Below are 20,633 nucleotides of genomic sequence, written 5' to 3'. Positions count from 1 at the left end.
CAAATAACTAGTTCTTCCTGTGAAGAGTAACGCTGAATGAACACCGAATAAGCTGCTAGCAAAACTGTACTCTGTGAAACTCCTACTTGCTGAGAAATTTGATGTAATCCTTTCAATGTAGCTGCTGCAATTGAGATTGATTGTTTACCCAATGTAAACGAAGTAAATTCCTCTCGGTCATGATCAGTTTGTAATGTAATCTGAGAAGAGAAAACAACTCTATCAACAAGATTAACCATTCATACTCCTACTTTCTAAATTTTAATCTATTTATCCTAAATCTATATCTGTTCAACTTAAAAAACTACTTGAAGTAGAAAAATTGATATTCGAAACGAATGTCCTTTGTGTCTCTCCCTAAAAGGTAAAGACAACATAGGGCAAGTCTTTTATACGTTACTTCTGTAAGACTTTGCCCTATATCCCGTGATTCCTTCTTAGGGGTAAGCATTTCTCACTTTTCTCCAAAACTTAAAATCCTAAGAGATAAACATTAACTCCAAGAATCAAGTGGAGACATCAACTTTTACTTTAAAGAGTGTGATATACATGCACTTGCCCATACATCTTTTTTAATTTTTTAGTTAACTGTATTAGTTTATATTTATACTCTTCTTCTTCTTGCCAAAGTAACAAACCAATAAAGGTGCCACTATGTGCAACCACAATACCTAATGCATCATATTGATCGGAAAGTTGTAGAAAATGATTTAAATAACGCTTTTTTTGCCGTGACTGATTCATGATAGCACTTCGAGTTGTCACTTCTCCTATTGTACGGAAATCTTGTTCCTGGAAAGCTACCTTTAATCGATTAACTAGCTGTGTATATTCAAATTTCTCTTCCAATGTGAATACTTTCCGAAGCTTATTAAATTCGATAGTATCCACTTCCCCACCTTCATCTATTGCTAAAATTGTTAAAGGGGGTATAGGACCTAGCATTTCACCAAGTTCCACTTTGCGGTGATAGAAAGAGACTACTCCAGGATACATTACCCCATCAGTCGGTTCGATCTCTCCCATAAATTTTTGCAGTAATGTAACTGGAATTGCAATGGCATAAGATGATTCAATCGCTCGTGCAGTCGCTACTAAATCAGCAGAGGAACTTGCTAACCCCTTCCCTGTTGGCAAGTCGCTCTTAATGGTCAATGTTCCACCCAGCGGTAAATTGAAGTACTTCAGCAACCGAACAGCAAGTAGAGCTGACTTTTGTTTAAATTCAGGAATTACTTTTAACTCTTCAGACAAATCGGGGGCAAATTCAACCCTCGAATATCTTTTGATTGGTAATGTGACGAGAAAATCAAGATTATTATCAGCCTGTACACCCTGTAATAATTCACCAAACGTTCCAAACGAGGTTCCTGTGCCAATTTCACCAGAGACTAATGTGCCTGTCTTCCATTGTTTCTGCATCTTATGATTCCCCCATTACTTCTGATACCTGCTCACCAACTAATACACTCTGTATTACCTCAGCCAACTTGCTCACATGTGGAGGTTCTACCATACTATTATGATCACCTGGAACATCGAATACGGTAACATTACCAGTAGTACGTGGTATCCATTCATTCGAATTAACTAGTGGGTGCAGATGTTTCGAAACTTCATGTACACAAAACAACTGAAGATTAGAACGAATAGGCCCTTGATAACGGTAATTCACCCTGGCCTGACTACAGGCAACAAGCACTCTTATTTTTCGGCGTATAGAATCAAGTGTCATACCCTGTGTCCATTTGCCACATTCTTTTGCCTTTTGTAGTAGTACTTTAAGAGCTTTTTCCGGATCCATCTGAGTATATAGACAAGGTTCAAGCTCAAACAGAGTAGCAAAATAATCTATCGCATCACGTTCCGTAAACTCCTCATATATTACTCCTGCCTCGTCTAATGGTTCCGCATCAAGTAATCCAACGAATTCAATTTTCTCATCCAAATGTTCTAACTGCCTTGCTATTTCATAGGCCACTGTTCCACCGAAAGACCAACCCATTAAACGATAAGGCCCTTGTGGTACCACACGACGGATTTCTTCAACATATAAAGCAACCATTTCTTCAATTGATGTCACCGGCCGCTCATCTGACTCATATCCAATTGCCTGTATCCCATATACTGTTTCCTGAGGCCCTAATGCCTTGACCAAATGAATATATGGTAGTACACCACCACCGTGTGGATGTATAAGCACTAGAGGAGGTTGTTTTCCGTCGCCTTGCTGAAGTTGAATCATAAATGCTCCATGTTCTGTAGCTTCTTCTTGCAAATGTGTGCAAAGTTCAGCAACTGTCGGATTTTGGAACAGAGCAGTTAATGGCAATTCAACACCAAATCGCTCACGAATAACATTCTGCAATAGTAGCGCTTTTAGTGAATAGCCACCAATTGCAAAGAAATTATCATTAATTCCAATTGGTTTAACATTTAGCATTTCTTCCCAAATATTGACCATATATAACTCATTAAGGTCGCGAGGTGGTTCATAGGTATGGTGTGACAACGACACATTTAAATCTGTAAGTTGCTTACGATCCACTTTACCATTGGATGTTAAAGGTATTTTGTCCAACTCTATAAAAGCTGAAGGAACCATATACTCTGGAAGTTGAGTGAGACAATGTTTACGTAACTCTTCATGTGTAGGCAACCCTTTCCCTACTGGAACAAGATAAGCAACCAACTTCTTTTCATCCAATATATCATCTTGTGCCACCACCACTGCTTCACTAATATCTGAGTGTTGTTGTAGTACGATTTCAATCTCAGACAGTTCAATGCGATAGCCACGAACCTTCACTTGATGATCTATTCGTCCTAAACATTCTAACGTCCCATCAGCAAGATAACGTACAAGATCACCAGTACGGTAGATTCGCCCTTGTCCAGTAAACGGATTCATCAGAAAACGCTCATCAGTTAAATCAGAACGGCGCCAATAACCTTGAGCTACACCATCTCCACCGATATACAATTCACCTGGCACCCCAATCGGCACAGGTTTCATCTCTGAATTGAGAACATATAGCTCTGTGTTTCCGATAGGTCGCCCAATCCTTACTGATCCTTCCTGCTCAGTCACATGGTGGATAGCTGACCAAATAGTGGTCTCTGTTGGCCCATACATATTCCATAGTTCACCACTGCGAGCCTGCAATTCCTTCGCTAGTTCTCGAGTCCACTTCTCACCGCCGCAGAGAATCTTCAGTTGTGGACTTCCCTGCCAACCGGCTTCCATTAACAGGCGCCAAGTCGCTGGAGTTGCTTGCATGATCGTCGCTTTACTCTCTTCGATTACCTGTGCTAGACGTACTCCATCCATCGATTCTTCACGGCTGATAAGAACAACCGTAGCACCTGTAATTAGTGGTAAAAACAGTTCCAGTCCAAAAATATCGAAAGATAAAGTAGTTACTGAAAGCAAACGATCTGGTGCACAAATACCAGGTTCATCCGCCATGCTGGTTAGGAAGTTAACTAAGGAACGGTGAGACACTTGAACTCCCTTTGGCTTACCGGTGGAACCAGAAGTATAGATTAAATAAGCTGTTTGTTCACTTGACATAGGGAAAGAAGGAGCTTCTTCAGACTCAGCAGAAATTTGCATAACAACCATTTCCAAATCAATAATTAGTACATTATCTGGCACAGATGCATTTATAGATAAACGGTCGGTTAGCGCTACCTTAACAGAAGAATTTTCCAACATATACGTTAGACGATCTGATGGAAAATTAGGATCAAGTGGCACATACGTTCCACCTGCTTTCAGGATACCTAACAGAGCAACTACCATTTCCAGTGAACGATCCAGACAGACGGCGACATTGACTCCTACTCCAACGCCTTGTTTTCTCAAATAATTGGCTAATTGGTTTGCACGCCTCTCTAACTGATGATAAGTGAGATATTGCTTGCCATATTCCACAGCGATTCGATCCGAGTTAGTAAGAACAGTTTGCTCAAATAATTGATGAACACAAGAATGAATTGGATAAGAGTGTCTTGTGTTGTTCCAATTGATTAACAATTGATTCTTTTGTGGTTCATCCATAATCAATAAATCAGACACCTTATTATCAGGATCATTTAGAATACTATCGATCATGACTGTGAAATGTTTTATCCATCGCTGTATTGTTTCTGCTTCATAAAGATCAGTACGATACTTAAATTGAATATCAAGTCCTTCTCCAGTTTCAGCACAGATAATCATCAAGTCAAAATTGGTCATGTCTGTTCCAGTTGGTAATTGGCGAAAACTCAAGTTACCTAACTCTATCGGCGTGGTCGAATGTATCAATTGGAACATAACCGAGAAAAGGGGTGAACGACTTAGATCACGCTCTAATTTAATTTTTTCAACTAATTGATCAAAAGGATATTCATGATGAGCAAACGCGTTGAGTGCAGTACGTTTACAGTGTTGTAATAATTCAATGAATGTCTGATCATCACTCAGACGAAGACGTAAAGGCAAAGTGTTAACAAAAAATCCAAGTAACCCTTCAAGCTCCACATGATCTCGTCCCGCCTCCGGTGTGCCGATTACGATATCTTGTTGTCCACTCATTCGCGACAGAAATGCCCCAACTGCAGACAAAATTGTCATGTATAACGTCGCTTCCTGTCGTTGAGCCAATTCTTTAAGTTTATTCAGACATTTAAGATTAAGTTTACAAGTCTCTTGTGAAGCTGCAAATGTCTGTATTGATGGACGCGGATGGTCAAGAGGCAAGTCAAGAATTGGTAAATCTCCATTGAACTGTTCAAGCCAGTAACGCTCTGCCTCTACCAGTTCACCTCGTTGTAAACGATCGTTCTGCCAACTCGCATAATCTTTATACTGCACGATTAAAGGTGGTAGTAAAGGAATCCGTCGTTGACAATATGACTCATACAAAGCAGCAAAATCTTTCATCAACACCTGCCATGACCAGTAATCGCCAATGATGTGATGCATATTCATCCAAAACACATGGCGGTCGCTCGCAAGTTTGCAAAGTCTCATCCGAAATAGAGGACCTGATGTCAAATCAAAATTTATTTCTTCCTCACACCTGCTAATATCTTCTATTTTCTGTTGCTGTACTTTCTCATCTTCATCTGATAAATCAATGAATAAACATTCGTTGTGAAGCGATTCAGATACCCGTTGCACAGGCTTTTCATCATGAATAGCAAAAGTAGTACGCAACCCTTCATGTCTATTTAATAGCGATTGAAAAGCTTGTTGAAATGCTTCTAAATCCAAAAATCCTACGAGTTCAATAGCAACTGGCATGTTGTAAGAAAGATTATATGGATCGAGACAATGAAGTAAGAATAAACGTTGCTGTGCATGTGACATTGGATAGAACTCTGCCGGACCTACTTGCGGAATAATTCCCTCTACTATATTCCCCTCTCCATCTAGTGCTTCTTTCAGCATCGGAGAAAGTTTCCGAATAGTCTGATAATCAAATAGATTTTTCAGTGGTATTTCTACATTGAACTGTTGTTTGATTCGCGAACGAATCTGAATTGTTTTTAACGAATGACCTCCAAGATCAAAGAAATTATCATCAATACCAATAGGGCTAATCTCCAGTACTTCTTCCCAAACCTTAACTAACATTATTTCCCAAACGTTTCGCGGGGCTATATAATTAGCACTTTCACGTTCAGATTCATCAGGATCTGGTAATGCTTTCCGATCAACCTTACCATTACGATTCAGTGGCATCTCCTTTAGGATAATAATGTGTTCCGGCACCATGTACTCAGGTAAATGCTTTTGTAAATATTGCCGAATTTCAATAACATCAACTGAATCATTCAGCATAAGATAAGCCAAAATACGATTGTTCCCTCTTCGATCCTTACGGACGATTGCCAAACATTGACTCACCGCTTGATGACTCAACAAAGTGGATTCAATCTCTCCAAGTTCAATACGGTACCCTCGTACCTTTACTTGAAAATCGGCACGTGATATGAATACTAGTTGTCCATCCGGTGTAAACCGTGCCAAGTCACCCGTTTTATACATCCGCTCTCCCATACCATCTGAAAAAGGATTAGGCAGGAAAGCTTGAGTTGTACGCTCTGGATCATTCAAGTAGCCGCGCCCCACTCCAATACCTGTTATATAAACTTCACCAATACAACCAATTGGTACCGGTCGCTGATAAGCATCAAGTAGGTAGTGGTGAATGTTAGGAATCGGTGTCCCTAGCACTACCTGTGGATGATCCTTATAAGGATATATACCACAAATCACTTCATGTGATGTATCATCAGAACATTCAGTTGCCCCATAGGTATTGACCACCTTCACATGTGGATATGCCGTCAACCATTTACGACATAAAGATACTGGTAACCCTTCTCCTGTCGAAATCATAAATTCCAATTGAGGGAGTGTACAATTCAACTCATCGCTCGCCGCCTGCAGAAACAACTCAATTATTGCAGGCACCATCTCCAATACAGTTACATGATCATTGTGCACTGCTTGAAATAATGCTTGTGGATCAGTTGCTACCTCGTTACTGTAGATGATAACTTGTCCCCCTGTCATTAAAGGCGCTAAAAACTGCCAAACTGATATATCAAAGCAATGTGATGCATTTTGAGCAACTATACTATTCTCATTTAACCCCAGTAGATAAATCTTCGCATATAGATGGTTTAGCATCCCAATATGCTCGACCATCGCTCCTTTTGGCTGTCCTGTAGAACCAGAGGTGAAAAATACATTAGCTAAATCCCCCTGCTCATTAATAAATGTCGGGTTTTCCACCGAGTACGAGGCAAGCTCTTCGATATCAGCGCAACTACCATCTCCTGTATCAAGTGAAAATACCATGATATCTTGTAAGATATTCTTACTTAACTCCAAACTGCGTGATTGCCATTTGGATTCTGTTAGAATCACCTTGGCACCACTATTATCTAGTATAGTAAGCAAACGGTTATCAGGATGTGTAGAATCAAGCGGTACATAAGCTCCACCTGCTTTCAGCACTGCCAATATACCAACCAGCATGTCAATATTCCGTTCAGCTAACAAGGCAGCAGTATCATCACGTCCAAATCCTCGTTCTCGAAGCCAATGTGCCAGCTGGTTTGCGCGTTTATTTAGCTCTCTATAAGTAATAGACTCTACACCACATATCGCCGCAATGGCATGCGGCCTCTTTTCCACCTGTTCCTCAATCACTTGGTGAGCCAAGCGATTCAGAGGTGGCATAGCCAACTTTGTTCGATTGAAATCCACTAAAAGTAGCTGCCGCTCCTCGTCTGATAGCAAATTTAAATTTGCTAGAGGTACTTCTGGCTGATTAACGATTTCATTCAGCCAATTTTCAAAATTCTGCGCCATGCGTTCAATAGTTAAAGAGTTAAATAAATCAGTATTGTATTCAAAGGCTAGGAAAAAACCTTCTTCCTTTTCAATTCCAAATAAAGTGAGGTCAAATTTCGCAATTGAAGTATGAATATCCATCGTTTCTAAAACTCTGCTCGATAACTCCCTTGGTCCCTGTTTTGCATTTTGCATGGTAAACATCGTCTGAAAAATTGGAGAAGTACTCATATTCCGTTCAGGCTTTATAACTTCTACTACTTTTTCAAATGGAATATCTTGATGTTCATAGGCTTTCAGTGCCTTTCGACGAACCTGGGACATTAACTCTTGGAATGTCGGATTTCCAGTCATATCTGCTCTATACACCAACGTATTCACGAAGAATCCGATTAACCCTTCTACCTCCCTGTAGTTTCGGTTTGCAATAGGACTTCCTACTAATATATCTTCTTGTCCTGTATAACGAGAGAGGAAGCTCTGGTAAGCTGCTAATAAAGTCATGAATAACGTCGATCCTTCCCGACGACTTATTTCTTTCAGTTTCTCCAATAATGAATGAGATAAAAGAACAGAATGCATCGCACCTCGGTGTGTTTGAACAGTTGAGCGTGGACGATCCATCGGTAATTGCAGGATTGGTAATTCTCCAGACAACTCTTCCTTCCAGTACTGTAGTTGCTGATCTAGTACCTCCGCTACCAACCATTCTTTTTGCCACTGGGCAAAGTCAACATATTGGAACTGTAAAGGACTTAGTTCCGCTGGCTTTCCATCCACCACTTCTTCATATAAAGCTAGCCATTCTTCAAGGAAGATTTCCATCGACCATCCGTCAGAGATGATATGATGCATAGTACAAAGAAGAATCCATTCCTCTTTTTCAACTTGGAAAATTTGTGCTCGAATTAATGGACCATGCTTCAAATCAAAGGGAGTTTCTACTTCTCTTTGAATCAAATGATTCATTTCTTTTTCTTTCTCTACCGAAGAGAGCTTTGTCAGATCCACTCTTTTCATAGATTGTGGCACATAAAGACAAATCTGTTGTATAGGCTGTCCATCTACCCCTTGGAAGAAATTCGTTCGTAAAGACTCATGACGTTCGATAAGTTGATTCCATCCTTTTTCTAACGCTTCAGGTTCCCACCTTCCTTTGAGGCGCCATACGGCTGGGATATTATATAGAGCACTTGCTCCCTCCAGCTGATCTATGAACCACAAACGTTGTTGGGCATAAGAGAGCGGTAACGGCTTCCCTCGCTCTACTCGCTTCAGCGGAGGAAGATCTCGTTTTTGTCCTCTTTGACGCAACTGAACTATCCGTTCAACTAAAGTCTCAACTGTCGAGTACTCAAAAAGTTCCCGTACTGAAAGTTCAATTTGGAACGCATCTTGTAACCTAAAGGCTACTTGTGTCGCTAAAAGAGAGTGTCCACCTAACTCAAAGAATGAATCCTGAATTCCAATGTGCTCCATACCTAACACTTCACTCCAGATAGAAGCTACTAATTCTTCCACAGGAGTTCGAGGAGAAAGCACATTCTCTTTAACTAATTGCTCCTTTGGAGCGGGCAAGATTTTCCGGTCAATTTTTCCATTCGGAGTAAGTGGCATAACCTCCATTTCTATAAAGTGTGCAGGGATCATATAACTAGGTAATCGGCCCTTGAGATGTTCTCTCCATTCATTCCTACTTCCATTACCAACCACATACGCTACGAGACGTTTATCCCCAGGATTATCTTCTCTTGCTAAAACCACTGCCTCTTTCACAGAAGAATGTTCAAGTAAAGCTGCTTCTATTTCTCCTAGTTCAATGCGAAAACCTCTGATTTTAACTTGGCTATCGATCCGGCCTATATATTCCAAATTTCCATCTGGAAGATATTTTACTAGGTCCCCTGTCCGATATAGCCGCTCTCCTTCTTTGAATGGATGCGAAATAAACCGTTCACTGGTTAATTCAGGACGATTCAGATATCCACGTGCTAAACCTACGCCCCCAATATACAATTCCCCAATTACTCCAATTGGAACTATCTCAAGGCTCTGGTCAAGTACGTATAACTGAGTATTATTAATTGGCTTCCCAATTGGGATAAGTGTTAGTTCTTGTTCTAAATCACAATCAAAGTATGTTACATCTACAGTTGCTTCAGTAGGACCATATAAGTTATTCAAATTCGTCCCCTGGAAATTAAAAAACACACTCTTAAATCGTCGAACCTGATCTGTATTTAACGCTTCTCCACTTGTAAAAACATGTCGGAGAGAAGATAAGTTCTTTTTACCTGTCAACCGTTCCATATAATTCAAAAAAGCAGATAACATAGACGGAACAAAATGCATAATATTCACGCTATAACGTTCTATATAATCCACAATCAACCTAGGATCTTTTTCACCACCAGGTGGAAGCAAACAAACACGAGCTCCTACAAATGACCACCATAAAAGTTCCCAAACAGATACATCAAATGAAAAAGGCGTTTTTTGAAGGATAGTATCTATTTTAGATATTGGATACTTTTCCTGCATCCATTCTAATCTATTAATCACCGAATGGTGCTCTATCATAACCCCCTTCGGATTTCCAGTAGATCCAGAGGTGTAAATGACATAAGCTAAATTCTCTGCTGTTACTTTACTATCAGGTGAAGTGCTATTTTCCAGAGAGATTTTCTCTTGATCTTGATCTAAACAAATTACTTCTATTTCTTCTGAGAACAATCCTAGTAACGTTTCTTTTGTTACAAGCACTTGTATCCCGGCATCCTCTACAATATATCTCAATCGTTTTTGTGGATATGTCGGATCCAGTGGAACGTAGGCTCCCCCTGCTTTTAGAATACCAAAGAGACCTACTATCATCTCTGGGGAACGCTCTACACATAAGCCAACCAGTGAATCCGGTCCAATCCCTCGCTTCTGTAAATAATGAGCTAGCTGATTCGCCTTCTCATTCAACTCTTGATAAGTTAATTTTTGGTCTTCATATACTATCGCTACTGCTTCTGGAGTACGTTCTGCTTGTTTTTCAAATAGCTGATGAATTGTGAAATTTGAAGAATAATTGGCTTTTGTCTCGTTAAACTCTACCAATACTTTTTCCTTTTCTTCATTAGGAAGAATACTAATTTCTTTAATCTTTTGTTTCGGTTCTTTTAATATATTCTCCAATAAAACAAACATAGAATTGAAGAAACTTCTAATCTCTTGTCTTGAAAATAATCTTTCCCGATAATCTACCACTAATTCTAAATTACCGGTATCAAGTTGCTCTTCAATATGTACAGCAAAATCATTAACTTCATGTCCATTTGCAAGCCAGAAAAAGTTATTATCTACATATTCCTTACTAAGTTTTATAGGACGATAGTCAATGGAAACTCCAAAAAAACGTTCGAAGCCACCGTTAATTTTTCTTATCTTCTCAGACAATAAGTTAAAGGGGTATTTTTGATGAAATAAAATCTTCTTTTGCTTTTTAGCTATCCGAGTAAAGAAAGACACTGCTTCCTCTTCAGGTTCAATATTCATTCTTAAAGGAACTGTGCTAACCATCATCCCCATAAGTTCTTTTTCAATCCTACCCGCGCGATTCCCATAAACCATTCCAAGTGTAATATCATTAGATGAAGTCCATCGATGCAAAGCTAGCTGAAGAACAGAAACAAAAATAGAATAAATACTAAAACCATACTCCCTAGAAAAGTTCTCTATTGCACCCCTTAATCCATCTGATACAACGAATTTTTCACGTGAAGATTTTGTACTAGTTAAGAAAGGATTATGAGGTTTTATTCCAGTAACGGCTGGGATAGTCCGAAATTCTTCCAACCAAAAATTCTCATCTTTTTCAAAACGAGAACTCTTCATATAGTTTTCTTCATTTTTTATAAACTGTACATATGAGCTTGTAGAAATCGCATTTATCTCTTTTCCCATATAGAGATTTACGTACACATCAATGATTTGATTGACTATCATATTCATTGATAAGCCATCCGTAACTATATGGTGCACCTTGCAATAAATAAAACCTTCCGTTTTTCCAGGTTTCACCAAAGAAAAATAATATAAATCTGAATCCATCAAATCAAATGGTTCTCTTAGTTTTTTGTCTATCCAAGAGTCTAATTTTGCAGAGTCATTTTCATCGCTGAAATCTAAATATTCAAAATTTTTATCTTGATGTTCTATGAAATATTGTACTGGCTCCTGGTTATCTTGCTGTTTAAGTCTAATGCGAAGACTATCATTTTCACTAATCACTTTATTAATTGCCTTATTTAATAAAAAATAATCCACTTCACTGTATATCCTTATAACCATATCTAGATTACATGCATTTGTATTAGAATTTAAAATTTCTGTATACCAAATTCTTTTCTGAGGGTGAGTTAAAGAGTATTTATCTTCTTCTTGAATCATTTAAATATTCCTCCTCAATAATACAATAAACTCTCAAAATTCATTAAGACAGATAATATAAACGACCTTTGGGATTACCTTAACTTTCTCCATATGTGATGAAGAATCATCAACCATAAAAACATCTAGCACATTTAGTTATTGACTTGTATTTCAAGCTTCTTAGCTACTTCTTCTAGAAATAATACTGTTTCTTCATATGTTCTACCTCGTACCATAACATGACCTAAACGGTGTGAAAAATTTTCTGGTGGATTCACAGGTTGACCAACTTGCGCCTTAACTACTAGCTCTTCAATATAGGAAAGCTCTCTTACCTCTTCAATCCCCTTTACTGTAGACAAAAACCCTGACTTTTTAGCCGTGAGAAAATGAATACCAGCATAATTCATGTACTCTATTTCTTTCCACTCTGGTGCTACACCTACTGAACTAAGAACTTGCTGCCTGAGAAGATCAACTCCAGTTGAATGGCGAACTAATTCAGGAATCATCCCCCCCGCAAGACGAGCATTTACTTCAATCACGACACAACCATTTGATGTCCATTTTACTTCTGAATGTGATGCACCAAACCTAAAATCCACAGCTTGAAGCGCACATTTCACGGTCTGTTCAATCTCTGATTGTACATCTTTTGGGAGTTCAACAGGGAAAATATGACCAGATTCAACAAAATACGGAAATCCAGTTAATTGTTTTTCTGTAATACCTATGCATATAGAGTTTCCTTCCCACGAAAACATTTCTACACTATATTCTGGACCTTCTATATATTCTTCTAGCAACACCATATTTGCTTTCTCTTGTCCCCTAGCATTATATTTGTTGGCAAGAATTTTTGTGGCTATTTTCTCTACTTCTTCCCAATTAGAACAAAGGCGCACATTATTCGAACCACTGTCATCTGCTGGCTTCACTACACACGGAAACTGTATAGAAGAATAAATATTCTGTAGAGAATCTATAGATTGAACGATGTGAAATTTTGGCTGAAGTACTTTCTCTAAATGAAGTTTTTCACGAAACATTGCCTTATTACGACAATAATAAATCGCTTGATGCGTATTACCACTTAATCGAAACATTTGTACTAGCTCTGCCACAGTTTCAAGATAATAATCGCTAGTTGTCAAAATCCCTGCTATATCTTCTATTTTCTCATGTATAATGTAATGCTTAATAGCGTCAACGGAATTAGTATCCAGCTCAATCACACGACATTCTAAATCAGAGAGCCCGTGATAAAGACTCTTTTTTTGTGTCAAAAATATCGGCTCATATCCTAGCTCCTTCGCCTTTCTTATAGCGAGCATTCCTGTGCCTGTTGTATTGGCTTCAACGAACAATAGTTTTTTTTCCATGTGGATTCACTCCTAATAAATTTGCATAAGACCAAGAAGAGACGACACAATCCAAATCAACAAATTGTGGTCCTTTAGTTAGGTTGCATCTAGAAAGACCTTTCTCATTATGATACGCCTCATTATAGATTGTATCAGCATAACGATCACCACGATCAGGAAAGATTGCAACAATATTACATTCTGACGTGACCTGACTAGCAAGCCAACGTGAGACTGCATATACCGATCCAGAGCTGTTTCCGGCAAAAATCTGCTCATCGCGTGCAAGTTGCAAAGTGGCTGCAAACGCCTCTTGATCATTCAACCAATGTACATCATCAATCACACTAAAATCTACATTAGACGCAATCAAACTGTTACCAAGTCCTCCTTGTAAGCGATTAGGACAATCCGGCTGTCCAAAGATCACACTCCCAGCCGCATCAACAGCTACCACTTGTAAATCTTGATTATAGTATTTTAATGCACGTGCAGATCCCGAAAGAGAACCTCCACTACCAACGGAACCTACAAGAACATCAACTCGCCCTAAATCTTTTATCAACTCCATTGCTAGTTTTTTATAAGCACGTGGATTTTCTAAGTTTTCATACTGACGAGGCCAAAACGCTCCAGGATACTCCTCCATTAACTCATACAAACGCTCTAATCGTGCACTTTGCCAACCATTTCTCCCCATTTTCTTCACTACATGCACTTTACAATCTAACGACTTTAATTTAGCATATGTAATCGAGTCAATACGTGGATCCGTTACAATATGTACCTTATGCCCTAATTGACGACCAACCAGTGCCACTCCACAAGCCATTGTGCCTGAAGAACTCTCAATAATTGGCATATCATCCGTAAGTTCTCCAGATAATTTAGCAGCAAGAATGATTTGTTTAGCTACTCGATCTTTCATTCCAAAAGGATTCATAAGTTCGAGCTTCGCATAGACAGATGCGACTGATTGATTATTCAATCGTAACTTAACCAGTGGAGTGTTTCCTATAACATCCATCATATTTTCATATAACATCTATGTCCTCTCCATCCTTTTCTGTTGATATCAACAGATTTAAAAGATACTCCCTTTGTGTATTTGCTTTCGATAGCTGAGCTTCCCGCTTTCTTAATTCCTCTCCAAGATGCTGTGCCTGTTCTTTCTGCACTAGTAGTAATGCTTTAACCTGCTCTGGATTAGTCGAACCCGAAGACCTCTTTATAAATAGATTTTTTCGGATATCAAATGCAGTAGTAAGTATATCGCTTAAATCAGAAACTTCATAACCCTCTTCTGCACACTTCTCCTGCAACAATCGCTCGTCTCCTTCCATCGGCATTAAGCTACGCTGAGACGCACTCATAATATAACGACCAACAATTACTTGCGCTTTTCGGTATGGAATGCCTGTCTTCACCGTAAGTAAATTGGCAAGTGTGAATCCACCGAAGAAATCACGTTTACAGATAGTAAGCATCTGTTCTTCGTTAAAGCTCAAATGGTCAATCACCGTTTTCAACAGACGGAGTAAAGACTTAGTCGTGCGAAACATCGTCAATAGATGTGTCCCCGCCTCCTTCGATGTCTCTACCAAATTAGTAAATGGTGTATTACGCTGTCCAAGAACCATATCTAGATAAAATGAAGATAAATGAGCACTCTTCCCTCTTATTCTCTCTAAAATAGGAAAATTTTTCTTTTGAGGCATCGCTGAAGAAATTCCTGATAATTCATCCGGCAAATTAATAAAATTCATTTCACTACTACCCCACTGCATCAAATCTGTTGTAAATCTAGAAATTAGAACAGAAAATATAGATAACTCCGAAGATGCTTGTAAGACCCATTCGCGTGATGCAACTGCTGCTAGTGCAGTAAGGCGAACTTGGTGAAACCCCAGAAGACTAGCAAGTCGGTCACGATCCCAATCTAGTTCCACACCAGCCATTGCTCCTGATCCAAGTGGACATTGATTCATATCGTCATATACTCTAATCCAACGTTTCAATGTTTGCAGCAACTCTTGATTAATTGTTGACAGATAAAAACCAGGTGTGATGATTTGAGCTGACTGATAGTGAGTATACCCCGGCATACCCACCTCCCGATACTGATTAGCAAGGATGTCCATCGACTCTATCAATTCTATTAGATTTTGCATTAACTCTAGCCATTGTGCACGACCAAAAATCAACTGAGCACAAGCTTGAAAATCATTACGACTACGGTCCATATGCCAACAAGGTACTGGAACAGAAAGAGAAGATTCCACTAGTCGCTCAATCCCAAATGCTATATCTGACATGTTATTTACTGGATCTGCTACTAGCCCACCACTAGTAATAGACTGCAATATCTGTGAAATTTCCTGTCCTTCTTTTGCAGTAATCCAACACATCCGTACATATTCCAGAAGCATCACTTGTTCAATCTGAATATACGCTGGCAACAAATACTCAACCTCATACCTGAATTGGGGTTCCAAAACTTCTTCATGTAAGAGACGAGCTGGTGTTGCTGAAATACGCCCTGTTAGACCTTTGCCCATCTAGATCTTCAACTCACTTTCATATTTTATTTATATATGCATCTACTATTAAAGTATACCTATCTACTTAGAGGCTATATTTAACTAACCTAATTATGAATTTATTACTTATTTCATAATTCAACCTGAATGATTGCAGACCGTTACCTCTAAAAACTAATCAATATCAACAGATAACAATTTATCGCTTTTCAACTAGGGCTACCATCCATTAACTTAAATTACCTATATTGAAAGCAATATTTCTATTCCTCTTACAAAATTTTTGTACATTCATTTACATTAGAGTGAATATTACTATTTTTATTTTAGATATTTTGATTAACTACCTTTGAACCGAAAGGGATTTTTGAATAATCAAAAAATTAAAACACCAATTCTCTTAATCATTATTTTGTATAATCGCTATGGACTAAATAATCTACATCAACAATATACAGTTTCATCATTCCATACACCTGTGCCTCCTAGTAACAGTTTCACTATATAACTTGCATTATTCCCAACAACGAATATAAACTTAATTAATTAAGCCTCTTCAAAAACCAAATATTTATCACCCCCTAAATATTGGTACTTTCTATCTTGATGTCTATATTACGCAAGAAATCGACATTTAACAAACATTTTCTTTCATCAAAATTCGATATATATATAGTCAAAATTTTACAAATTAAAAGAATTATGGTTCTTTTGCAAAAGTATAAGAGAATAAAGCGTATATACTCCTAACGGAATCATATCTTATGTTGCAAGTCCAAACAATTAATGAATGATTTTTTTGATTATGGGCAAACCGATCCCGTACATCAATCTGTTCTTTTTTAATCATTTGCATGGCTTCTTCTATGTTATTCAAGTACTTTTGTTGTCTAAGTCGCATATTCTTTTTTAATCGTTCAATGGCTATAGGATAAGCTGGATTCTTATTAACTGTTATAACATGAGGCTTTGAAACATGAAAAGACCGCAAAGCTTTCTTGAAAAATTGTTTTGCTTATTAGCTTCTTCTTCATTTGATTAAATTCAGTTTTTAACAACCTAACAATAGCAATAAAATAATTAACTTTACATTCGCTTAAATTATACTAGACATTTTAATCCTAATTCTTTCATGATATGATACACTTTTTGCGATTTACTTTTTATCCGCGATTCTTCAGTTCATCACTAATATGACGATAAACATAAAGACCCTCATGTTCGTCGTAAATGGCTTGGATAAATCCTTTTAGCTCCATATCCGGATTAGGACAATCGAAATTCCCCACCCAATAGCAATACGTACTACGCTGAATATCTGCTAGATGAAGTAACACTTTCATCGTAACTCCATGCCTTATTTCATAGACTACTTGAGCTTTATCTTGTTTCGAAAATTCCCCTTGTTTTGAACTAAGATATTCCACTTTTTTAATATGTATTTTCCATACGTAAAACGCTCATTTTCCACTTGCAGTGCCCCTATTGAGCCAACTACTCCTTGATTTTTTGTCACGTTACGTATTTTATTTTTCATGGATAAGCACCCCTTTTTCTTTAATTATAGGGCATAAAATCCCCCTGAGTCATAAGTTACTTTCCACTTCCGAGGTGTTTCATAAGACGGAATGTTGAAAACCACGCTGTTTCCCTAATAGATGTCCTTTGTTCGTTCATATAATGAAGTACAACTAGTCTATACTGGGATGAATATGGTTTATAGCGTTTTTTAAAAGCATTTTCACCTGAAGATTCATATTGTCTAATCCACTGATAGAGCATACTGGAGTGAACACCAATAGATTTAGCAATTGTTTTTCCACCTTCAGTCCCTTCTAAATATCGTCTCACCCCTCGTATTTTTTCTTTCGAAGAAAATTTAGCCATAAAAAATTGCACCTCAATTGTTAGACTATGTCTAACAATTGAGGTGCAATTCAGAAATACCGGCTTCAAATCTATTATTCTTATAGCTTATGATATTTATCTCATCTTATGTACTTCAGCAACTAACTTTCCGCCTTGAATGCCCATATAAAGCTTAACAGGAGCATCATTCGTATTTTCAAATACTAAGTCTAAATATGGATAAGCAATTGTAGCATCTCTTCCCTGCGGGACATAACCTACTGTTTTAGAATGTGTAGTTCTATCTACCATTTTCAAACCAGCTTGATCTGCTGCATTGTATAGCGTTGATGATGTTTGACAAACGCCACCACCATAACCATCTACTAATTTACCATCCACAATTTCTTTTCCTAATTGATACCCTTTATCTGGTGTTGTATCACCGATTAATGCATTGAAAGAGAAACGGTCTCCCTTCGCTAAAACAACCCCATTTATGCTCGCGGCAGACAAACGAATATTTTCAACTCTACCACCTGCTGAGCCACCTAAATTCGTTTCATATCTACCAATTACAGTACCACTTCCTTGAGCATCACTAAGTGTTGCAACCGGTTTTTTCTCCACAATTGGTAACTGATAAGAAGAATCCCACATACCCACATTTAATAATTTAGCCACTAATTCTTTTTCCATTAACTCATAAGCAGGCTTTCCTTCTTGCCACGTTCCATCAGGTGCCAAACGGGAAGGTACCATCTTTTTATCGACACTTTTACCAACTTCACTAGCAACCTTCGTTACCGCTGCTTTGAATTTCGCTTCATCTTCAAAATAACCTAAGCTCGATAAATCTAATTTTTTCACCTCAGTACCAGTACGCCCATCCACTAAGCTAATTGAATCCTGTACATCAGCCTTAGCCTCTACAACGTTCCCTCCAAAATCACTTACTAATGCCACATCACTTACTTTTGTTCCACAACCACTTACTACAGCTACGCATAGCACCCCTACTAATATACCCTTTATTTTTCGGAACAATATACTCTCTCCTTTTCCCCAACATTATTTCTTATGTATTATTTCATTTTTATGTATCTTTTGTTACAATCATTTTACAATATATTTAGAAAATGTTACAAGTTGTTTTTTACTCTATTAAAATTACTCTTTTCTTTTGTAAATGTCTATACATATTTATATAAATTTTCGAGTTTGATAAGATTGTAACTTTTATGCAACCTATCCTCATCCAGTATATACCATTTAACAGATAAAATACAAATGTAAAACTCTTTCATTTCACCTCTTTATTCACCTGCATGCTTTAGAAACCGTAATACCGATTTTTCATATGTGATCATTATTAAACAACTTAAACCGAGCTTTTATAGGTAAAAACAATCATTCGCTTCAGTGTATATAGGTATTTGCCGTGCCACTACTCCGCTTTTGCACATACATTATGGTGAATTTAACCTATTATAAAGAAATGGAGGATTTTTTTATGTATCCCTACAACCCTTATGATTCATATAACCAATATGGTTACCAACCTCAGTATGATTTACAGGCACAATACCAACAATATATAGATCAAACAGAGCAAATTAATCCATATGATCCAAATCGCCAATTTCAACTTCCAATCTCTTTTCCTGGTGCTGGAAACCGTCAATTAGAAAGACGAGTAAATGAGCTCGAGCAAAGAGTACGTCAACTAGAAAACACAGTTGAGCGTCATACACGTAGATTAAATCGCTTAAATCAGCGTTTACGTACAGTAGAAAACAGGCTAAACATTCCATTTTCAGCATTAGAAGACGGATTTTAATTTCGAAAATAACAAATATATAAGGAAGGGACTCCCCCTTCCTTATATAAATTGACGAAAGTTTTTTCCATCTCTATACTGATAAGAGTTAATGAAATGAAACAAGGTGATAAATATGGATTTTGAAATAAATTTTCTTTCCTTTTATGTAGTACAAGTAGAAGGAAAAGGTGAAGCAGTTGATAAGCGCTATAAACATTTTCAAACATTAGACGCTGAAGAGTATGAAGATAGCTCTTTAAAAGAATTTTTGAATGGTGAATTATTAAAAATTTCAAAGCGAAAAGTAGAACGTCACGCAAAAACAGAACAAGCCCCAACGAAGATTGGTCGCTTTATTGTAGAAGAAGGGCATGAACTCGATTCAAACCCTCATTACAACTTATTTAATCGTATTCGCTTTGCAGAAACAAAAGAAAACTTCAAAGATATGAGCGAACCTCTCGTTTATACATACCTTGACACAAGCGCTGTACGTGGTGGTGTGTTTTTAATCGCTCAAGCAAAACTACGCAAATACTTTGATGATCCATTCGTATTCGTAATGAAATGTGACTTCGAACCAAAGGTTGCTTCCATTTCTGATGAATCAACACTTATTCGTAACGTTGAAATGGCCATCACAACAAAGAATATGAAATCTATCCAGTACCCATACATGCCTGAAGAAGGTATGGTGGAGCCTGGCGAACTAAAAATACACCAAGCATCACACGCCCGCTACTTTGAAGACTTCTTAAAATTCGTCGAATACGAGCGCTCTATGCCTGAAATTATGAAAACACAAGTAATGGACATGGTATACGACCAAATTGAAGATGTATTTGAAGAAGGTACTGAAGAACGTGAACAGTTCGACCAAGCGATGGAAGTATGGGCTGCCAGTCCGAAACGCGAAATTATGGAACAATTTTCAACAGAAGAAGTAATGGAAGCTACCGCTCAAATCGTCGAGCACGCCCCTGAAGTGGAATTAAAGCTAAAAGCAGATCATATCTCTGTGAAGGCTTTGCTTGCTGATTTCGGAGACCTAATACATATTGCAAAGGTAAACGACCGATATGTATTAATGATTGAGGCTGATACACTTACGTTTGAGAAAGGCTTCTCTCCAATTGAGTTTTTGAAGCCGGATGAATTACAAGACGTAATTGAGCGGATTGAGAATAAACAGCAGTATTCTTATGATCCGAATGGGATTGAATAAATGCTTCCATATACCTATTTTTACTGAGCTCTATTAACAAGCGCTCTTTTATTTGGGA

At 37.9% G+C, this 20,633-nt stretch carries 7 protein-coding genes and 4 pseudogenes; 2 read left to right on the top strand and 9 right to left on the bottom strand.

The window, feature by feature from the left end:
* Positions 1 to 531 precede the first annotated feature (531 nt).
* The 9 genes and pseudogenes from JFU20_RS25115 to JFU20_RS25075 form a co-directional block, all read right to left on the bottom strand.
* Entirely contained in the window at positions 532 to 1,422 is an 891-nt protein-coding gene (locus JFU20_RS25115) for a GHMP family kinase ATP-binding protein (RefSeq protein WP_201038985.1), read from the bottom strand.
* Position 1,423: 1 nt separating this feature from the next.
* Positions 1,424 to 5,611 (bottom strand): annotated as a pseudogene (locus JFU20_RS30775) (non-ribosomal peptide synthetase); the annotation flags it as partial.
* 93 nt (positions 5,612 to 5,704) lie between these two features.
* Positions 5,705 to 11,794 (bottom strand): annotated as a pseudogene (locus tag JFU20_RS30770) (amino acid adenylation domain-containing protein); the annotation flags it as partial.
* A gap of 134 nt (positions 11,795 to 11,928) precedes the next feature.
* Positions 11,929 to 13,158 (bottom strand): ATP-grasp domain-containing protein, encoded by a 1,230-nt coding sequence (locus JFU20_RS25105; RefSeq protein ID WP_002165296.1) that lies wholly within the window; start codon positions 13,156 to 13,158, stop codon positions 11,929 to 11,931.
* Positions 13,133 to 14,185 carry a PLP-dependent cysteine synthase family protein gene (locus JFU20_RS25100; RefSeq protein ID WP_002165295.1) on the bottom strand — a complete coding sequence of 351 codons (1,053 nt, stop codon included), beginning with the start codon at positions 14,183 to 14,185 and terminating at the stop codon, positions 13,133 to 13,135. Before JFU20_RS25100 ends, JFU20_RS25105 begins: the two co-directional genes overlap by 26 nt.
* Complete coding sequence (locus JFU20_RS25095) at positions 14,175 to 15,698, bottom strand: argininosuccinate lyase (protein ID WP_002014387.1); 1,524 nt, start codon at positions 15,696 to 15,698, stop codon at positions 14,175 to 14,177. Before JFU20_RS25095 ends, JFU20_RS25100 begins: the two co-directional genes overlap by 11 nt.
* Positions 15,699 to 16,442: 744 nt before the next feature.
* Positions 16,443 to 16,695: pseudogene (locus JFU20_RS25090) on the bottom strand (DDE-type integrase/transposase/recombinase); the annotation flags it as partial.
* 89 nt (positions 16,696 to 16,784) lie between these two features.
* Positions 16,785 to 17,567: pseudogene (locus tag JFU20_RS30225) on the bottom strand (helix-turn-helix domain-containing protein); the annotation flags it as partial.
* Positions 17,568 to 17,663: 96 nt separating this feature from the next.
* A complete protein-coding gene (locus JFU20_RS25075) occupies positions 17,664 to 18,575 on the bottom strand; it encodes a VanW family protein (protein WP_002014382.1) in 912 nt (303 codons plus the stop codon).
* 466 nt (positions 18,576 to 19,041) lie between these two features.
* On the opposite strand from JFU20_RS25075, the gene JFU20_RS25070 reads away from it, so the two are divergent.
* Complete coding sequence (locus JFU20_RS25070) at positions 19,042 to 19,368, top strand: hypothetical protein (protein WP_002137656.1); 327 nt, start codon at positions 19,042 to 19,044, stop codon at positions 19,366 to 19,368.
* A gap of 115 nt (positions 19,369 to 19,483) precedes the next feature.
* Complete coding sequence (locus JFU20_RS25065; RefSeq protein ID WP_002014380.1) at positions 19,484 to 20,575, top strand: DUF3900 domain-containing protein; 1,092 nt, start codon at positions 19,484 to 19,486, stop codon at positions 20,573 to 20,575.
* Positions 20,576 to 20,633 lie beyond the last annotated feature (58 nt).

This window comes from Bacillus sp. TH30, from assembly GCF_016650875.1.
Lineage (GTDB): Bacteria > Bacillota > Bacilli > Bacillales > Bacillaceae_G > Bacillus_A > Bacillus_A mycoides.
Note: the sequence above shows the minus strand (reverse complement) of the source record. Positions and strands in the feature narration are given on the sequence as shown.

Excerpts from the sequence above, each read along its gene's own strand:
- JFU20_RS25070 (WP_002137656.1), top strand. The coding sequence starts at position 19,042 with ATGTATCCCTACAACCCTTATGATTCATATAACCAATATGGTTACCAA.
- JFU20_RS25115 (WP_201038985.1), bottom strand. The coding sequence starts at position 1,422 with ATGCAGAAACAATGGAAGACAGGCACATTAGTCTCTGGTGAAATTGGC.
- JFU20_RS25065 (WP_002014380.1), top strand. The coding sequence starts at position 19,484 with ATGGATTTTGAAATAAATTTTCTTTCCTTTTATGTAGTACAAGTAGAA.
- JFU20_RS25100 (WP_002165295.1), bottom strand. The coding sequence starts at position 14,185 with ATGTTATATGAAAATATGATGGATGTTATAGGAAACACTCCACTGGTT.
- JFU20_RS25105 (WP_002165296.1), bottom strand. The coding sequence starts at position 13,158 with ATGGAAAAAAAACTATTGTTCGTTGAAGCCAATACAACAGGCACAGGA.
- JFU20_RS25095 (WP_002014387.1), bottom strand. The coding sequence starts at position 15,698 with ATGGGCAAAGGTCTAACAGGGCGTATTTCAGCAACACCAGCTCGTCTC.